At 68.5% G+C, this 15,760-nt stretch carries 12 protein-coding genes; 7 read left to right on the top strand and 5 right to left on the bottom strand.

The annotated features are described in order from the left end of the window. The first annotated feature begins 62 nt into the window (after positions 1-62). From BT264_RS22100 to BT264_RS22115, 4 genes are all read left to right on the top strand, one after another. Positions 63-398, top strand: coding sequence for a YggL 50S ribosome-binding family protein (locus BT264_RS22100; protein ID WP_034184839.1), 336 nt, complete (start codon positions 63-65; stop codon positions 396-398). A 397-nt stretch (positions 399-795) separates the two neighbouring features. Continuing rightward, positions 796-1,764, top strand: coding sequence for a PRC-barrel domain-containing protein (locus BT264_RS22105; RefSeq protein ID WP_072440766.1), 969 nt, complete (start codon positions 796-798; stop codon positions 1,762-1,764). Then, the gene (locus BT264_RS22110; protein ID WP_072440768.1) at positions 1,761-3,029 is read left to right on the top strand and encodes an MFS transporter; all 1,269 of its coding nucleotides are present in this window, start codon (positions 1,761-1,763) and stop codon (positions 3,027-3,029) included. The genes BT264_RS22105 and BT264_RS22110 overlap by 4 nt, the downstream gene beginning before the upstream one ends. Positions 3,030-3,070: 41 nt before the next feature. Beyond that, positions 3,071-3,637, top strand: a complete 567-nt coding sequence (locus BT264_RS22115; RefSeq protein WP_072440770.1) for an FUSC family protein — start codon at positions 3,071-3,073, stop codon at positions 3,635-3,637. 48 nt (positions 3,638-3,685) lie between these two features. Here BT264_RS22115 and BT264_RS22120 read toward each other — a convergent pair whose 3' ends face one another. Then, the gene (locus tag BT264_RS22120; RefSeq protein ID WP_072440772.1) at positions 3,686-4,060 is read right to left on the bottom strand and encodes an RcnB family protein; all 375 of its coding nucleotides are present in this window, start codon (positions 4,058-4,060) and stop codon (positions 3,686-3,688) included. A gap of 92 nt (positions 4,061-4,152) precedes the next feature. Beyond that, entirely contained in the window at positions 4,153-5,904 is a 1,752-nt protein-coding gene (msbA, locus tag BT264_RS22125; protein ID WP_072440774.1) for a lipid A export permease/ATP-binding protein MsbA, read from the bottom strand. Between the two features lie 225 nt (positions 5,905-6,129). Between msbA and BT264_RS22130 the strand changes: the two genes are divergently transcribed. The 3 genes from BT264_RS22130 (at position 6,130) to BT264_RS22140 (ending at position 9,270) form a co-directional block, all read left to right on the top strand. Then, positions 6,130-6,882, top strand: a complete 753-nt coding sequence (locus tag BT264_RS22130; RefSeq protein ID WP_072440776.1) for a glycosyltransferase family 2 protein — start codon at positions 6,130-6,132, stop codon at positions 6,880-6,882. Positions 6,883-7,014: 132 nt separating this feature from the next. Next, the gene (locus tag BT264_RS22135) at positions 7,015-7,857 is read left to right on the top strand and encodes a glycosyltransferase family 2 protein (RefSeq protein ID WP_072440777.1); all 843 of its coding nucleotides are present in this window, start codon (positions 7,015-7,017) and stop codon (positions 7,855-7,857) included. 132 nt (positions 7,858-7,989) lie between these two features. After that, positions 7,990-9,270, top strand: a complete 1,281-nt coding sequence (locus BT264_RS22140) for an O-antigen ligase family protein (RefSeq protein WP_072440779.1) — start codon at positions 7,990-7,992, stop codon at positions 9,268-9,270. 140 nt (positions 9,271-9,410) lie between these two features. On the opposite strand, the gene BT264_RS22145 is transcribed toward BT264_RS22140, so the two are convergent. The 3 genes from BT264_RS22145 to dnaE form a co-directional block, all read right to left on the bottom strand. Further along, positions 9,411-10,589, bottom strand: a complete 1,179-nt coding sequence (locus BT264_RS22145) for a glycosyltransferase family 9 protein (RefSeq protein WP_072440781.1) — start codon at positions 10,587-10,589, stop codon at positions 9,411-9,413. Positions 10,590-10,767: 178 nt separating this feature from the next. Beyond that, complete coding sequence (locus BT264_RS22150; protein WP_072440941.1) at positions 10,768-11,856, bottom strand: glycosyltransferase family 9 protein; 1,089 nt, start codon at positions 11,854-11,856, stop codon at positions 10,768-10,770. Between the two features lie 271 nt (positions 11,857-12,127). Next, positions 12,128-15,661: a DNA polymerase III subunit alpha gene (dnaE, locus tag BT264_RS22155; protein WP_072440783.1), complete on the bottom strand. Its 3,534-nt coding sequence runs from the start codon at positions 15,659-15,661 to the stop codon at positions 12,128-12,130. Between the last annotated feature and the right edge of the window lie 99 nt (positions 15,662-15,760).

Below are 15,760 nucleotides of genomic sequence, written 5' to 3' on the forward strand. Positions count from 1 at the left end.
GCATCCCGCGCCAGCGCCCGCCGCCGCCCTTTCACTTACCCTTTTCGCATTCATCACGCACCATGAGCCAAGGCCACAACCGCCGTCAGCGCAAGAAACTCCACATCGGCGAATTCCAGGAACTCGCGTTCAACGCGACCGCGCATTACCGCAACGAGATGACCGACCTCGAGCGCGGCGAACTGATCGACGCGTTCATCGACTTCGTCGAAGCGAACGGGCTGCTGACCGTCGCGTCCGCGGACGAAGGCATCGGCGCCTATGTGATCTCCGGCGCACCGCGCGGCACGACGACCGACGCCGATCGCGAGATCGTGCGCGGCTGGCTGGCCGCACGGCCGGAACTGACCGACGTCAAGGTCAGCGAATTCACCGATGCCTGGTATCCGGACGCCTGACTTTCCGGTTTCGCCCTGCATCGGGCAGCGCCCGCGCCGGCCCGCCATGACGGCGGGCCAGGCCGGCGCCTGTGTGTACCGCCTCCTCTTTCGGTCCCCTCCCTCCCCCGTCGCCCGACACTCGCTCGACCGGCACCGACTCACACGATTCGCACCGCGTCGACCGTGAATACCCCTAATCGGGCGCCGCAACCTCGACCTCAACCGTTATTCGGCGTCCCCCGCCCCGCCCTCGATCCCTTCCTTTTCCCGACAGTCCGCCTCCAATCGGCCATCGAAATCGGTCCTGAAAGCAAGACACGTTAAACTCTCACCTCGCGTGGTGCGCCGCCCGCACCCGCCATCCATCGCCAGCCGCGTGCCCTCGGGCCGCCCCCGACCCATGGAGTGAGTGTCAATGAGCGGCGGACTTCCGTTTCCCGCATCCCGCAAGTCGTTTCCGTCGTCGACGGTCTTCCTGATTCTCGCTGCCGCCGTGCTGCTGTCCGGCTGCGGGCTGCTGCCGACCCAGAATCCGCCCGCGCCGATCAGCGAGGCCCTCGTCGAGCCCGTCGAGGAAACCGCCGGCGAGCCGCTGACGATGCCGCCCGTACCGGCGCCGACGCAGCCGGAGGAACCGGAAGCGCCGAAGAAGCCGCACCGCGAGGTGACGCGGCCGAAGCCGGTACAGCGCCCCGAATCGCCGACGCCGCCGCCTCCGCCGCCCGCGCCGCTCGTCGCGACGCGCGCGCTCGACCGCACCCAGATCCATGCGCTGCTCGACAGCGAAGTCGCGCGCCGCAACGGCAAGGTGATCGGCCGCGCGGTCGACATGGTCACCGACGCGAGCGGCAAGCCGCGCGAGATGATCGTCAACCTGCAGGGCTTCATGGGCGTCGGCGACCGTAAGGTCATCTTCCCGTGGAACGTGTTCCGCTTCACGCCTGGCGGCAAACAGGAGCCGATCGTGCTCGACGTGCCGTCGGGCGACCTGCCGCCCGCCGCGCGGCCGAAGGCCGTGCCGCTGACGGGCTCCGCCGCGGCATCGCCCGCGACACGGCTGCCGATGCTCGACAGCGATGTCGAGCGCCCGAACGGCACGAAGATCGGCCGCATCGTCGACGTGCTGATCGACCGCGCCGCGCAACCGCAGGCCGTCGTGCTCGACCTCGGCGGGCTCGTCAATACCGACCGCCGCTCGATCGCCGCGAACTGGGCCGCGCTGCGCTTCGTCACGCGCGACAAGGCGCTGCATCCGCAGCTCGACCTGAACGACGCGCAGATCAAGGCGTCGCCGCCCTACGCGGCCGACAAGCCGATCGTCGCGGTCTCGCCGCCGCCCCCTGCCGCCTCCGCCCCGGCTTCGTCTGCGAGTGCCACCCGATGACGATCAAGCATTCCGTCAGCGTTCGCAGTCTGCGGTCTCTCGACTGGCTCAACTTTTTCGTTGCAAACGTTCAAACCGGGTTCGGTCCGTTCATCGCGTCCTACCTCGCGTCGCACAAGTGGACGCAGGGCGAGATCGGCATGGTGCTGTCGATCGGCACGATCAGCGCGATGGTCAGCCAGGTGCCGGGCGGCGCGGCCGTCGATGCGCTGAAGAACAAGAAAGGCGCGGCCGCGTGGGCGATCGCGGCCATCATCCTGTCCGCGGTGCTGCTCGCGTCGAGCCCGACGATCGTGCCGGTGATCGCCGCCGAGGTGTTCCACGGGTTCGCGAGCTGCATGCTCGTGCCGGCAATGGCCGCGATCTCGTTCTCGCTCGTCGGCCGCGCCGACCTCGGCGACCGGCTCGGCCGCAACGCGCGCTGGGCGTCGATCGGCAGCGCGGTCGCGGCGGGCCTGATGGGGCTCACCGGCGAATACTTCTCCGCGCGCGCGGTGTTCTGGCTGACCGCGGTGCTGGCGCTGCCTGCGCTGTTCGCGCTCGCGATGATCCAGCCGACGCACGAGGTGATTCCGCAGTCGTCGAAGCCCGACGACCACGGCGATCACGACGAAGCCGGCGAGCGCGAAACGCTGCTCGAACTGCTGCGCGACCGCCGGATGCTGATCTTCGCGGCGTGCGTCGTGCTGTTCCACCTGTCGAACGCGGCGATGCTGAACCTCGCGGCCGGCGAAGTCACGGCCGGGATGGGCGAGAACGTGCAGCTCGTGATCGCCGCGTGCATCATCGTGCCGCAGGCGATCGTCGCGATGCTGTCGCCGTGGGTCGGCCGCTCCGCGCAACGCTGGGGGCGCCGGCCGATCCTGCTGCTCGGCTTCTCCGCGCTGCCGGTGCGCGCGCTGCTGTTCGCCGGCGTGAGCAGCCCGTACCTGCTCGTGCCCGTGCAGATGCTCGACGGCATCAGCGCCGCCGTGTTCGGCGTGATGCTGCCGCTGATCGCGGCCGACGTCGCGGGCGGCAAGGGCCGCTATAACCTGTGTATCGGGCTGTTCGGGCTCGCGGCCGGAATCGGCGCGACGCTCAGCACGGCCGTGGCCGGCTACGTCGCCGACCACTTCGGCAACACGGTCAGCTTCTTCGGGCTCGCGGGCGCGGGTGCGCTCGCGGTGCTGCTGGTCTGGCTCGTGATGCCTGAAACGCGCGTCGAGAACGGCGATGCGGCGGCCGACGAGCCGGCCGCCGCATCGCCCGAACAGGCGCATTGAGGCCGGCGCGCCGCCGTTACCCGCTTCTTGGCCAACTCATGATGGATACGATCAGGACACTCAACGAAGCCCGTCAGCAGATCCAGCAGTCGGTCTTCGATCTGTTCAAGGGGCTGACCTTCGGCGAGCGTTTCGTGCAAGGCGTGCTGATGGCCATCCAGGCCGTCTGCGGCGCGTGCCTCGCGTACACGATCGGACGTGCGCTGCACACCGAGCAGGCCGTGTGGGCAGCGGTCACCGCGATCGCCGTCACGCAGCACAACTACTCGGACACGATGTCGCTGTCGCGCGACCAGTTCGTCGGCGCGATGATCGGCGGCGTGCTCGGCTTCGCGGGCGCCGCGCTCGGCGGCGATCGCCTCGTCGCCTATGCGCTCGCGGTCGCGCTCACGATCGTCTGCTGCTGGTGTCTGAACGTCGGCAGCGCGGCTCGGCTCGGCGGCGTGACCGCGACGATCGTGCTGCTGTTTCCGGGCAACGGCCCGCTGTGGGACATTCCGCTGATGCGGCTCGGCGAGGTGACGCTCGGCACCGTGTGTGCGCTGGGCGTGTGCTGGGGGATGTCGAGAATCGAGCGGCGCTGGTTCCGCCGCGCGACGGCAAAATGACGCGGTTGCCGGGCGCACGCCCGGCAACCGGATGAACGGCGGGAAACGTTACTCGCCGATCTGCAGCACGATGCCCGAGCCGATCTGCACGAGCAGGTGATCGCCGCCCACGCCGACCCAGTGATAGCCGCGCGGCGGCGGGCTCAGGTGGTAGCCGCGCCAGTCGTCGATCACGTACTGGCGGTCGCGGAATTCGCTGGGCAGCCGGTCGCCCTTGTGCCAGTCGCGGCGCGGCTGGTCGGCCCAGCGCGGCGGCACGTCGTCCTCGCGATGCATCGCCTGGCCGGGCGGCATGTGTTTCGGGCCATGGCCGCGATGCATGCCGTGGTTGTCGTGGTTGTCGTGATCCTGCGCCATCGCGGCCGGCGCGGCGAAACCCGCCGCGATCAGCGCGGCCAGCATCATGCAGTGCATCTTCTTCATCGTGCCTTCCCTCCGTGTTGTCACGTCGTAGCAAACGACCGGGCCTGCCCAATGAAGACTAGCACACCGGTTTGACGCGAACGGAACGCGCGTCACGCCGCCTGCTGCTGGTACTGGATCCGGTGCAGGTGCGCATAGAGGCCGCCGTGGCGCAGCAGTTCGTCGTGGCTGCCCTCTTCGACGATCTTGCCGGCCTCGAGCACGAGGATGCGATCCGCGCGCTCGATCGTCGACAGCCGGTGCGCGATCACAAGCGTCGTGCGGCCTTCCATCAGCCGTTCGAGCGCGGCCTGCACGTGGCGCTCCGATTCCGAATCGAGCGCCGACGTCGCTTCGTCCAGGATCAGGATCGGCGCGTCCTTGTAGATCGCGCGCGCGATCGCGAGCCGCTGGCGCTGGCCGCCGGACAGCCGCATCCCGTTGCCGCCGACGAGCGTGTCGAGCCCGTCGGGCATCGCGGCGACCGCGTCGGCGAGGTTCGCGGCCTCGAGCGCGGCCTGCACGCGCGCGCGGTCGGGCGTCTGTCCGTAGGCGACGTTCGCGGCGATCGTGTCGTTGAACAGCACGACGTCCTGGCTGACCATCGCCATCTGGCCGCGCAGCGCGTGGAGGTCATAGTCGGCGATCGGCACGCCGTCGACCAGGATCGCGCCGTCCGTCGGGTCGAAGAAGCGCGGCAGCAGGTTCACGAGCGTGGTCTTGCCGCTGCCGGACGGGCCCGCGAGCGCGATCATCTCGCCCGGAGCGACCTTGAACGAAATGCGGTCGAGCGTCGGCCGCTCGGCCGCGCCGTAGTCGAACGACACGCCGCGAAACTCGATCTCGCCGCGCGCGTGCGGCAGCGGCCGCCCGCCGCCCTGGGGCTCGGCCGGCTCGTCGATCAGCCCGAAGATCAGCTCGGCGGCCGTCATCCCGCGCTGCAGCGGCTGGTTGACGTCGATCAGGTGCTTGAGCGGAGAAATCACCAGCAGCATCGACGTGACGAACGCGACGAAGCCGCCGACCGTCGTCTGGTCGTTGGTCGACTGCACGACCGCGATCGTGATCACGACCGCGAGCGCGATCGACGCGAGGAACTGCGTGAGCGGCTGCGCGAGACCGCCCGAGATCGTCATGCGCATCGCGTAGCCGCGCAGACGCTTGCTCATCGACGCGAAGCGGTCCATCTCGTACGCTTCGCCGTTGTGCACCTTGACGACCTTGTAGCCGCCGACCGTCTCCTCGACGATGTACGACAGCTCGTTGGTCAGCGTCTGGTGCTCGCGGTTCAGGCGGCGCAGGCGGCGGTTGATCTTGCTGACGAGCCAGCCGATGCCGGGCAGGATCACCGCGACGATCAGCGTGAGCCGCCAGTTCAGGTAGAACAGGTAGCCGAGCAGGAAGATCACCGTCAGCGAATCGCGCACGAGCGTGACCATCACGCCCGTCAGCACCGACAGGATCTGGTTGACCTCGAACACGATCGCGTTGATCACCGTGCTCGCGGTTTCGCGCTGGAAGAACGACGCGCCGGTATGGATCATCCGCTGGAACATCTCGAGCCGCAGTTGCAGCAGGATGCGGTTCGAAACGTAGTTGAGCAGGTAATTCGATGCGTACTGCGATACGCCGCGCACGAGCGCGAGGCCGATCACCGCGATCGGCACGTACCATTTCGCGCGGTCGCTGCCGTGCACGCCGAAACCGTGGTCGAGCAGCGGCTTGAGCAGCGCCGGAATGCCGGCTTCGGTGGCCGCGACGACGCCCATCGTCATCACGGCGAGCACCACGATGCCGATGAGCGGCCGGATGTACGGCCACAGGCGCTTCAGGACCGTGACCGGCGAGGTGCCGGTGCCGTCCATCGGTTTGCGGAGAGTGTTCTGGGTTTCCAAGGCAATCCTTCTTGAGCCGCGATGCGGCGCCCGGCGCGTGGCCGCCCGGGATTTCACCCCTGTCGGGCGGGTGCCGAAAAGGGCTCAACATTATAGCCGCACCGCCCCCGCCGGCACGGTCATGGCCGATGCGGCCGGCGGCCGGGCCGCGGGTATACTGCCGCTCACCGTTTTCTCCGCCCTTCCGACGATTTCATGGCTGAACCCTCCCTCGGCGTCGCCCTCATCGCCCTCAACGCGTCCGCGCGGCTCGCCCAGTGCCTCGATGCGCTGTCGTTCGCCGACGATGTCGTCGTCATCGACGGCGGCAGCACCGACGACACCGTCGCGATCGCGCAGGCGCACGGCGCGCGCGTGATCGTCGAGCGCGACTGGCCGGGCTTCGGCCCGCAGAAGAACCGCGCGCTCGACGCGCTCGGCACCGACTGGATCCTGTCGCTCGATACCGACGAAATCGTCAGCCCGGAGCTCGCGCGGTCGATCCGCGACGCGATCCGCGCGCCGGCCGCGCAGGTCTATGCGCTGGACCGGCTGTCGAGCTTCTGCGGCCAGTGGATCCATCACAGCGGCTGGTATCCCGACTGGGTGCCGCGCCTGTTCCGGCGCGGCGCCGCGCGTTTCTCGGACGATCTCGTGCACGAGCGCCTCGTGTTCGATACCGCCGCGCAACGCCTGCCCGGCAAGCTGATGCACTACTCGTACGAGGATTTCGAAACCGTCGTGCGCAAGCTCGACGCGTATTCGACGGCCGGCGCGCGCCAGCGCCGCGCGGCCGGCCAGCGCGGCGGCTTCGGCAAGGCGCTCGCGCGCGGCGCCTGGGCGTTCGTGCGCACCTACGTGCTGCGGCGCGGGTTCCTCGACGGCCGCGCGGGCTTCATGATCGCCGTGTTCAACGCGGAGACCGTGTATTACCGCTTCCTGAAACTCGGCCACGAACCGGTGCGCTGAGCGCCCGCCCCTGCGCGCCGCCGGCAAGCGGCCGGCCCGGCGTTACAATGCCGGGCTGCCCGCGCCGCGCGTGCCCGCCCAGACGGCTGCACCGCGTGCCGCCCGCCACGACGACCACCGAATCCGACCGCCATGTTCTCCATCATCATCCCGACCTGGAACAACCTGCCGTACCTCAAGCTCGTCGTCGACAGCCTGCGCCGCCACTCCGCGTACGATCACCAGATCATCGTGCACGTGAACGACGGCTCGGACGGCACGCTCGACTGGGTGCGCAGCGAAGGGATCGAGCACACCGCGTCGCCGACCAACATCGGCATCTGCCATGCGGTGAACCTGGCCGCCGCGCGCGCGACGCGCGACTACGTCGTCTACATGAACGACGACATGTTCTGCTGCCCCGGCTGGGACGCGGCGCTCGTGCGCCGCATCGAACAGATGCCGACCGACCTTTTCATGCTGTCGGGCACGATGATCGAGCCGGTCGACACGCGCAACCCGTGCGTCGTCGTCAGCAATTTCGGCCGCGACGCCGAACATTTCGACGCGGCGGGCCTCGTCGATGCGACCCCGCGGCTCGCGCGCGCGGACTGGCTCGGCTCGACCTGGCCGCCGACGCTCGTGCACCGCGACTGGTGGAACCGCATCGGCGGCTACAGCAGCGAGCTGTCGCCCGGCATGAGCAGCGACAACGACTTCTCGATGAAATTCTGGGACGCCGGCTGCCGGATCTTCCTCGGTGTCGGCGACAGCCTCGTCTACCACTTCCAGCAGAAGAGCACGGGCAAGATCGTCAAGAACGACGGCCGCCGCCAGTTCCTGAACAAATGGGGCATGACCCAGGCGACGTTCGACCGCTACTACCTGCACCGCGGCGAGCCGGCCGGCACGCGCATCGCGCTCGATACGCCGGCCGTTGCTGGGCGCCTGAAGCGCGCGCTGCTGCGCTCGCGGATCAAGCGCGCGTTCAGCTGATCGGGCCCCTAAAACGGCACAGAAACGCTGCCTGCTTCGCGTATACTGCGCCGTTCGTCCCGGAGCTCCCGCCGGGACGCGCGGCACGAGCACGATGTCCGCAAGCCGCATTCGTCCATTCGACAGGTTCCGATGCTTTCGTTTTCCGCTCCCGCCACGCGGCGCCTGACCGCCGCCCGTGCATTCGCCGTCGCCGCGCTCTGCATGGTGCCCGTCTCGACCGCGCTGACCAACGTCTTCTGCGGGCTGTTCGCCGCCGCGCTCTTGATCTCCCCCGAATTCTGGCGCGACCTGCGCTCGTTCGTGACCGACCCGGCTTCGCTCGCGGCGCTGCTGATCCTCGCCGCGCTGACTGCCAGCGTCGCGTATACGGTCGCACCGCACAACAAGGCGTGGAACTGGGTCGCCAAGTACGACAAGCTGCTGCTGCTGCCCTTCGCCGTGCTCGCGTTCCGTCATTCGAACTGGGCACCGATCGTGCGGCGCTGCTGGTTCGGCACGTTGTGCGTGATCCTGCTGCTGTCGACGACCAACTATCTCGGGCTGACCGCGATCGGGCCCGCGTATGCGACCCAACTGCCGCTGTCGCGCGCCTGGGTGTTCAAGAACCACATCGCCGCCGGCATGTTCGGCGCGCTGCTGTTCTACCAGGCGGCCGATCTCGCGCTTGCCGCCCGCACGGCGCTGTCCCGCACCGCGTATGCGGGCGTCGCCGCGTGGTCGCTCGTTAACGTGTTCGTGATGCTGCAGGGACGCACGGGGCAGGTCATCGCGCTGCTGCTGATCCTCGTCGTCGCCGTGCGTTTCGTGCTGTTGCTGCGCCGGCAATCGGCGCTGCGCGCGGGGCTCGCCGCCGGCGTGCTCGTCCTGTTCGGCGTCGCGCTCGTAGTCGCCGCGTGCACGGTTCACAACGGCCGGCTCGTGAAGGTCGTGACGGAAGTGCAGCAATACCGGCAGAGTGATGCGGCCACGTCGACCGGGTTGCGCCTCGAGTGGTACAAGAAGGGGCTCGAGCTGTTTCGTCAGCGCCCGATAATCGGTTACGGTGCAGGCGGCCTCGAATCCGAATTCGAGAAGCTCACGGCCGGCAAGACGGCCGCCGAAGGCCAGCTCACGTCGAACCCGCACAACGAATACCTGCTGATGGCCGTGCAGCTCGGCTTGCTCGGCCTGCTGCTGTTCATCAACCTGATCGTGCAGATCGCGCGCGGCAGCCGCACGCTCGATCCGCGCTCGCAGCATTTGCTGCTCGCGTGGCTCGCCATCTTCGCGATCGGCAGCCTTGCGAATTCGCTGCTGCTCGATTTCGCCGAAGGTCACCTGATCGTGCTGCTGGCCGGCATCCTGCTCGGTTGCGGCGAGCGCGGCGAGGCGCTGCCGCGCGAGACGTCGGCGATCCGGCGCAGCGCGTAACGCGTAACGGCATCCGCGCTGCCGCCAGCCGGCTTCGGCGGCAGCGGAGGCCCGCCGTCAAAGCGAGCGGGCTGCGCGGCTCGTCGCGAAACAAGCCGCCTGCAACGAAGCAAAAACGCGCGTCTCCCGCGCGTCAGTCGTCAGTCGGATCCGGCGCGATGCAGTCGCGACGTATCGACGGCCGCCTCGGCCAGGCCCGGCGGATTCAGCCCGAGCATCTCGGCCGCCGCGGCTTTCACGCGCTGCGCACCGAGATTGGCGAGGCAATCGCTGCGGCTGTCGACCTTGCGCTCGCAGCCCTCGTGCCGGCACGGCACGCAATCGCCCTCCCCCTGCAGCAGCCATACGTTCCCGTGCCGCCCCGAGCCGCGCAGCGGCCACGGATTCTCGGTCGCGGGCCAGTGCTGCGGCCACGGCCCCCAGCGCACGGGGTCGGATGGGCCGAACAGCGCGATCGTGTCGGTGCCCGTCGCAGCCGCGACGTGCGTCGCGCCGGTGTCGGGCCCGATGAAGAGCCGCGCGCGCCGCACGAGCTCCGCGCTCTCGCCGAACGTGAGGCGGCCGACCAGATTCAGCACGTCGCCGCCCGCTTCGGCCGCGACCTGCTCCGCATACTCGCGCTCGCGATCGGCCGGACCGCCCGACAACGCGACCGCAAAGCCGCGCTCGCGCAGCCAGCCGATCATCTCGACCCAGCCTTCGAGCCGCCATTGCTTGTAGCGGAACATCGGATACGGATGCAGGACGACCAGCGGCTTGCCGTCGCGGATCGCCGGCGACTCCGCGAGCCATGCGTCGAAGCGCGCGCGCCGCGCGGGATCGTCGCCGATGCCGGGTGCGACGACCTCGGACACCGGCTCGATACCGATCACGGGTGCGAGCGCAAGTGTGCTGACGACCGTATGCGCGGATTCATGGTGATTGATCGCGATGCCGTTCAGCATCATCCGCGTGAGCCACGTGACGCGGTCGGGATCGACGAGGCCGACCCGTTTGCGACCCGCGAACCAGCTATAGAAGCGCGGCCGGTCGGAACTCAGCGCCGCGCACGCGAGATCGTAGCGGCGCCACATCGACAGCGCGTCGCGCAGCCGCTCGCGGAATCCCGCGCGCTGCGCGACGACGATCACGCGCCGCACGTCCGGATTGTGCTCGAGCACGCCCTCGGTGCCGCGAAAAACCAGCATGTCGATCTGCGCATCGGGCCAGCGGGCCTTCAGCGAACGCACGAGCGGCGTCGTCAGCAGCACGTCGCCGATACGGCGCGGCGCGGCAACGAGGATGGTTCTGGGCGGGCGGGCGGAGGAAAACAGGGCCACGGCGATCGGTCTGTCTAGCTGGCTGAACAAGGCTGGCAATGTACAGGATTTTGCAGCAGCCGGCGCGGCATCGCGAACCGGCCGTGCAGGACGCGCTGATGCGACCCCTGATACGACCCTGCCTGCGGGCGCGGTGCGGCAGGCGCCGGCGCTTGCACCGTGTGCGGTGCTTCCGGCGCTATGAAGTGATGGTCAGGACCGCGGATGTCGCGGCGGCCGTCGGCCGTGCGCGTGCCGCATCCGCCACCGGCTCGCCGCAATGGCCGGCCTGCGGCAGCAGATGACGCACGGCGCGCTCGACCGCGTCGACACCGATCGCATCGACGGTCGCGCCGGCGCGCAGGATCACATGCGGCACGCCGAGCGGATGCCAGCGCAGGTATTTCTCGGGACGGTCCTCGAACAGTGCCGCAACCGGCACGCCGAGCGCCGACGCGAGATGCACGGGTGCGCTGTCGGCCGACACGATCGTATCGAGCAGGCTCGCGGCAGCCACCAGATCGGCGACCGACGACGGCGCGACGTGGCGCGCGCTCACGTCGCGCCAAGCGTCGTCCTCGGCGGTATTGCAGATGGCCGGATCGCGAAACACGATCACGTCGGCGAACGGCGCGAGCCGCTCGCCGAGGTCGCGCCAGCGATCCGCGGGCCAGCGGCGCTCGGCCGCCTTGTTCGACACGAACAAACCGACGCGCGGCTTCGTACGCTCCCCGAGCAGGCGATACCACGCGTCCTGCAACGTGCGATCGGGATGAACCGACAGCTCGAGGCGGTCGAGATCGGCACGACCGAGTTCGGGCACGAGCCGGAACCCCGACAGCGCCTCGTGGCACATCGGCCGCTGCGCGATGTGTTCGGGCTTGCGATCGTCGAATTCGGTCTCGGCATCGTGCCAGCGGCAGTCCTTCGCGCCGAGCTGGCGCGCGAACTGCATGCTGCTGCGATGCATGCCGCCGTTCGGCACGACCACGAGGTCGAACCGCAGGCGACGCAGGCGGCGCACGAGCCGCAGCCGGTCGAAGAACGCGCGCATCCGCCCGGGACGGTCGTTGCGTTCGCATTGGCGGCTGTACACGTACGTGTGAACCGCGTGCACGTCCGGGTTGCCGGCCAGCGCGGCCGCGTTGTAGCGGTTCGCGACCACATGCAGTTCCGCGCCCGGCCAGCGCTCCTTCAGCGCACCGAGGAACGCGGTCGTGCACAGCATGTCGCCCAGAAAATCAATCCGGATCACGAGGATCCGCCCCGTCTGGTTCGCGTTGGCCATGGTCATGTGGTGCTGTCAGTTTTTATCGTCGCGACGGGCTGATGCCCCGGTATCCTGTTCAGGGACGGCCCTGTCGCGCGTTGCCGCTCGCCGCATGGATCCGCCCCCGTTTGTGTGCGCGCGTGCGAGCGCGACTGCGCCGGATTGTATAGCGTCCGCATGGCCGGCCCAAGACCCGGGTACCCGAAGATGTAAAAACGGCCCGCCGCACCGCACGATGGCGATGCGACGGGCCGCGTATCGCGACAGCCGTCCGGTGGTCGGGATGCGGTCAGTACGTGATTTCGACGACACTGCCGTCGAACGCCGCACGCAGTTCCGCGAGCAGCATGTCGCTCGGCTTCACGCGCCACGCGTCGCCGAGACGCATTTCGCCTTGTGCCCGCGCGTTGCTGTAGTGGATCTGGACCGCGAGGCCGTTCGGCAACGGCGCCTGCGGGCGACGGCCGCCGTCACGCCCGCCGCCGCGCGGCGCGGGCGCTTCGACCGCGTGCGCGGCGGCCGAATCGTCCTTCGACACGTGCGGCTCGAGCACGCGGCGCAGCGCGGCTGCGTCGGCGTTGCCGTTCATCGTCAGCCGCACGGCCTGCGCATAGCGGCTGCGCGCGCGCTCGAGATCCATCACGGTATCGGTCGTGAAACGGATGCCGCCCGTGAATGCGTCGTTGCGCGCCTGCCCCTGCACGATCAGCAGTTCGTCTTCCTTGAACAGCGCCTTGTTCGCCTCGAACTGCTCGTTGAAGATCGTGATCTCGCACTGGCCCGAACCGTCGTCGAGCAGCGCGATCAGCATCTTGCCGCGCTGGGTCATCTGCGTGCGCAGCGATGCGATGATGCCCGCGACGAGCTTGTCGCGCCCTTCCTTCAGGTCGCCGACCTTTTGCCGAACGAAGCGGCGCACCTCGTCGCGATACGCGTCGAACAGGTGGCCGGACAGGTAGAAGCCGAGCGCGCCCTTTTCTTCCTGCAGGCGGCGCTTGTCGTCCCACGCCGGTTCATCGACGAGCGCATGCGCGTGCGGCGACTCGGCGCCCATGTCGAACAGGCCGGCCTGCATCGCGTTCGCCTCGGCCTGGTCGGCCGCTTCCATCGCGAGCGGCACCGACGCGAGCATCTGCGCGCGGTTCGCGTTCAGCGAATCGAACGCGCCGGCGCGGATCAGCGCCTCGACCGTGCGGCGGTTGACGACGCGCCGGTCGATCCGTTCGCAGAAGTCGAACAGGTCGGTGAACGCCTTTTCCTCGCGGGCGCGCAGGATTTCCTCGATCGCGTTCTGGCCGCTGCCCTTCACCGCGCCGAGGCCGTAGCGGATCGTGCGCGAGCGCTTGCCGTCGGCTTCGGCAACGGGCTCGAACCGGTAATGCGACTGGTTGATGTCGGGCGGCAACACGGCGAGGTTGTTCACGACGCAGTCGTCGAACAGGATCTTCACCTTGTCGGTGTCGTCCATCGCGAGCGTCATGTTGGCCGCCATGAATTCGGCCGGATGGTGCGCCTTCAGCCATGCGGTGTAATACGCGAGCAGCGCGTACGCGGCCGCGTGCGACTTGTTGAAGCCGTAGCCCGCGAACTTCTCCATCAGGTCGAAGATCTCGTCGGACTTCTCGCGCGTGAGGCCGTTCTTCGCCGCACCCTCGGCGAAGATCTCGCGGTGCTGGGCCATCTCCTCGGGCTTCTTCTTGCCCATCGCGCGACGCAGCAAGTCGGCGCCGCCGAGCGAGTAGCCGCCGATGATCTGCGCCATCTGCATCACCTGCTCCTGATAGACCATGATGCCGTAGGTCTCTTTCAGGACGGGTTCGACGCGCGGATCCGGATAGTCGACCTTCTCGCGTCCGTGTTTCCGTGCGCAGAAACTCGGGATCAGGTCCATCGGGCCCGGGCGGTACAACGACACCAGCGCGATGATGTCCTCGAAGCGGTCGGGCTGCGCATCCTTCAGCATGCCCTGCATCCCGCGGCTTTCCAGCTGGAACACCGCGACCGTGTTGGCCTTCTTCAGGATCTGGAACGAAGCCGGATCGTCGAGCGGCACCTGCGCGAGCGACCAGTCGGCCTTCGACGGATCGAGGCGGCGAATGTAGCGCTCGGCCCAGTCGAGGATCGTCAGCGTCGTGAGGCCCAGAAAGTCGAACTTCACGAGGCCGACGGCTTCGACGTCGTCCTTGTCGTACTGGCTGACGACGCCGCCGTCGTCGCCCTGCGTGTACAGCGGACAGAAATCGGTCAGCTTGCCGGGCGCGATCAGCACGCCGCCCGCGTGCATCCCGACGTTACGCGTGAGGCCCTCGACGCGCTGCGCGAGATCGAGCAGCTGGTGGACTTCGTCCTCGTGGTCGTAGCGCTCCTGCAGCTGCGGCTCTTCCTTCATCGCGTCGGCGATCGTCACGTGCTTGCCCGGCTTGAACGGGATCAGCTTCGCCACGCCGTCGGTGAACATGTAGCCGAGGTCGAGCACGCGGCCGATGTCGCGCACGGCCGCCTTTGCAGCCATCGTGCCGAAGGTGGCGATCTGCGACACGGCGTCCGCGCCGTACTTCTCCTTCACGTACTGGATCACGCGGTCGCGGCCGTGCTGGCAGAAGTCGATGTCGAAGTCGGGCATCGACACGCGTTCCGGGTTCAGGAAGCGCTCGAACAGCAGGTTGTAGCGCAGCGGGTCGAGGTCGGTAATGCCGAGCGCGTACGCGACCAGCGAACCGGCGCCGGAGCCGCGGCCCGGGCCGACCGGCACGCCATTGTTCTTCGCCCAGTTGATGAAGTCCGCGACGATCAGGAAGTAGCCGGGGAAGCCCATCTTCGTGATGGTCCCGCACTCGAATTCGAGGCGCTTGTAGTACGTGTCGCGCTGCGCGTCGCGTTCGGCTTCGGCCGGATAGAGCTGCACGAGCCGTGTCTCGAGCCCTTCCTTCGACAGCTGGACCAGGTAGTCGTCGAGCGACATGCCGTCCGGCGTCGGGAACAGCGGCAGCTTCGGCTTGCCGAGCTCGAGCTTCAGGTTGCAGCGTTTCGCGATCTCGACCGTGTTCGCAACCGCCGACGGCAGGTCGGCAAACAGCGCGACCATGTCGTCCTGCGTGCGGAAATACTGGTCGGTCGTGAAGCGTTTCTGGCGCCGCGGGTTCGCGAGGATGTCGCCTTCCGAGATGCACACGCGCGCCTCGTGCGCGGTGAAATCGTCGTCGGTCATGAACTGCGTCGGGTGCGTCGCGACGACCGGCAGCTTCAGCGATGCGGCGAGCGTCGCGGCCTGCTGGATGTACGCCTCGGCGCCCGGCTGGCCGTACCGCTGCAGCTCGATGTAGAAGCCGCCCGGAAACACCTTCGCCCAGCGCTCGGCGTGACGGCGCGCTGCTTCTTCGTTGCCGGCCGCGAGCGCGAGCCCGATATCGCCCTGCTGCGCGCCCGACAGCGCGAGCAGCCCCTGCGCGAGTTCGCCGTCGAGCCAGCTCGCGTCGAGTTCCGCGCGGCCGCGATACTGGTTCGTGAGCCATGCCTTCGACAGCAGCTCGCAGAGATTCAGGTAGCCGACCTTGTCCTTCACCAGCAGCAGCAGCCGCGACGGCTTGTCGCGATCGTCCGGATTCATGATCCAGACGTCGCAGCCGGCGATCGGCTTGATGCCCTTGCCGCGGGCTTCCTGGTAGAAACGGACGAGGCCGAATGCGTTGCCGAGATCGGTGAGCGCGAGCGCGCCCTGGCCGTCCGCGGCCGCCGCCTTGACGATGTCGTCGAGACGCACGATGCCGTCGGCAATCGAGAATTCGGAGTGAACGCGAAGATGAACGAAGCGGGGATCTGACATGGGCGTTATTGTAGCCGCGTCGCCGCGCAGGCTGCCCAAAAAATCCCCGCACTGGCCGTTCGGCCGATGCGCGCGACGCCGCGTCGCGCTGCCTGCCCA

The sequence above is a fragment of the Burkholderia sp. NFPP32 genome, from assembly GCF_900119325.1.
GTDB classification, from domain to species: Bacteria; Pseudomonadota; Gammaproteobacteria; order Burkholderiales; family Burkholderiaceae; genus Burkholderia; species Burkholderia pyrrocinia_C.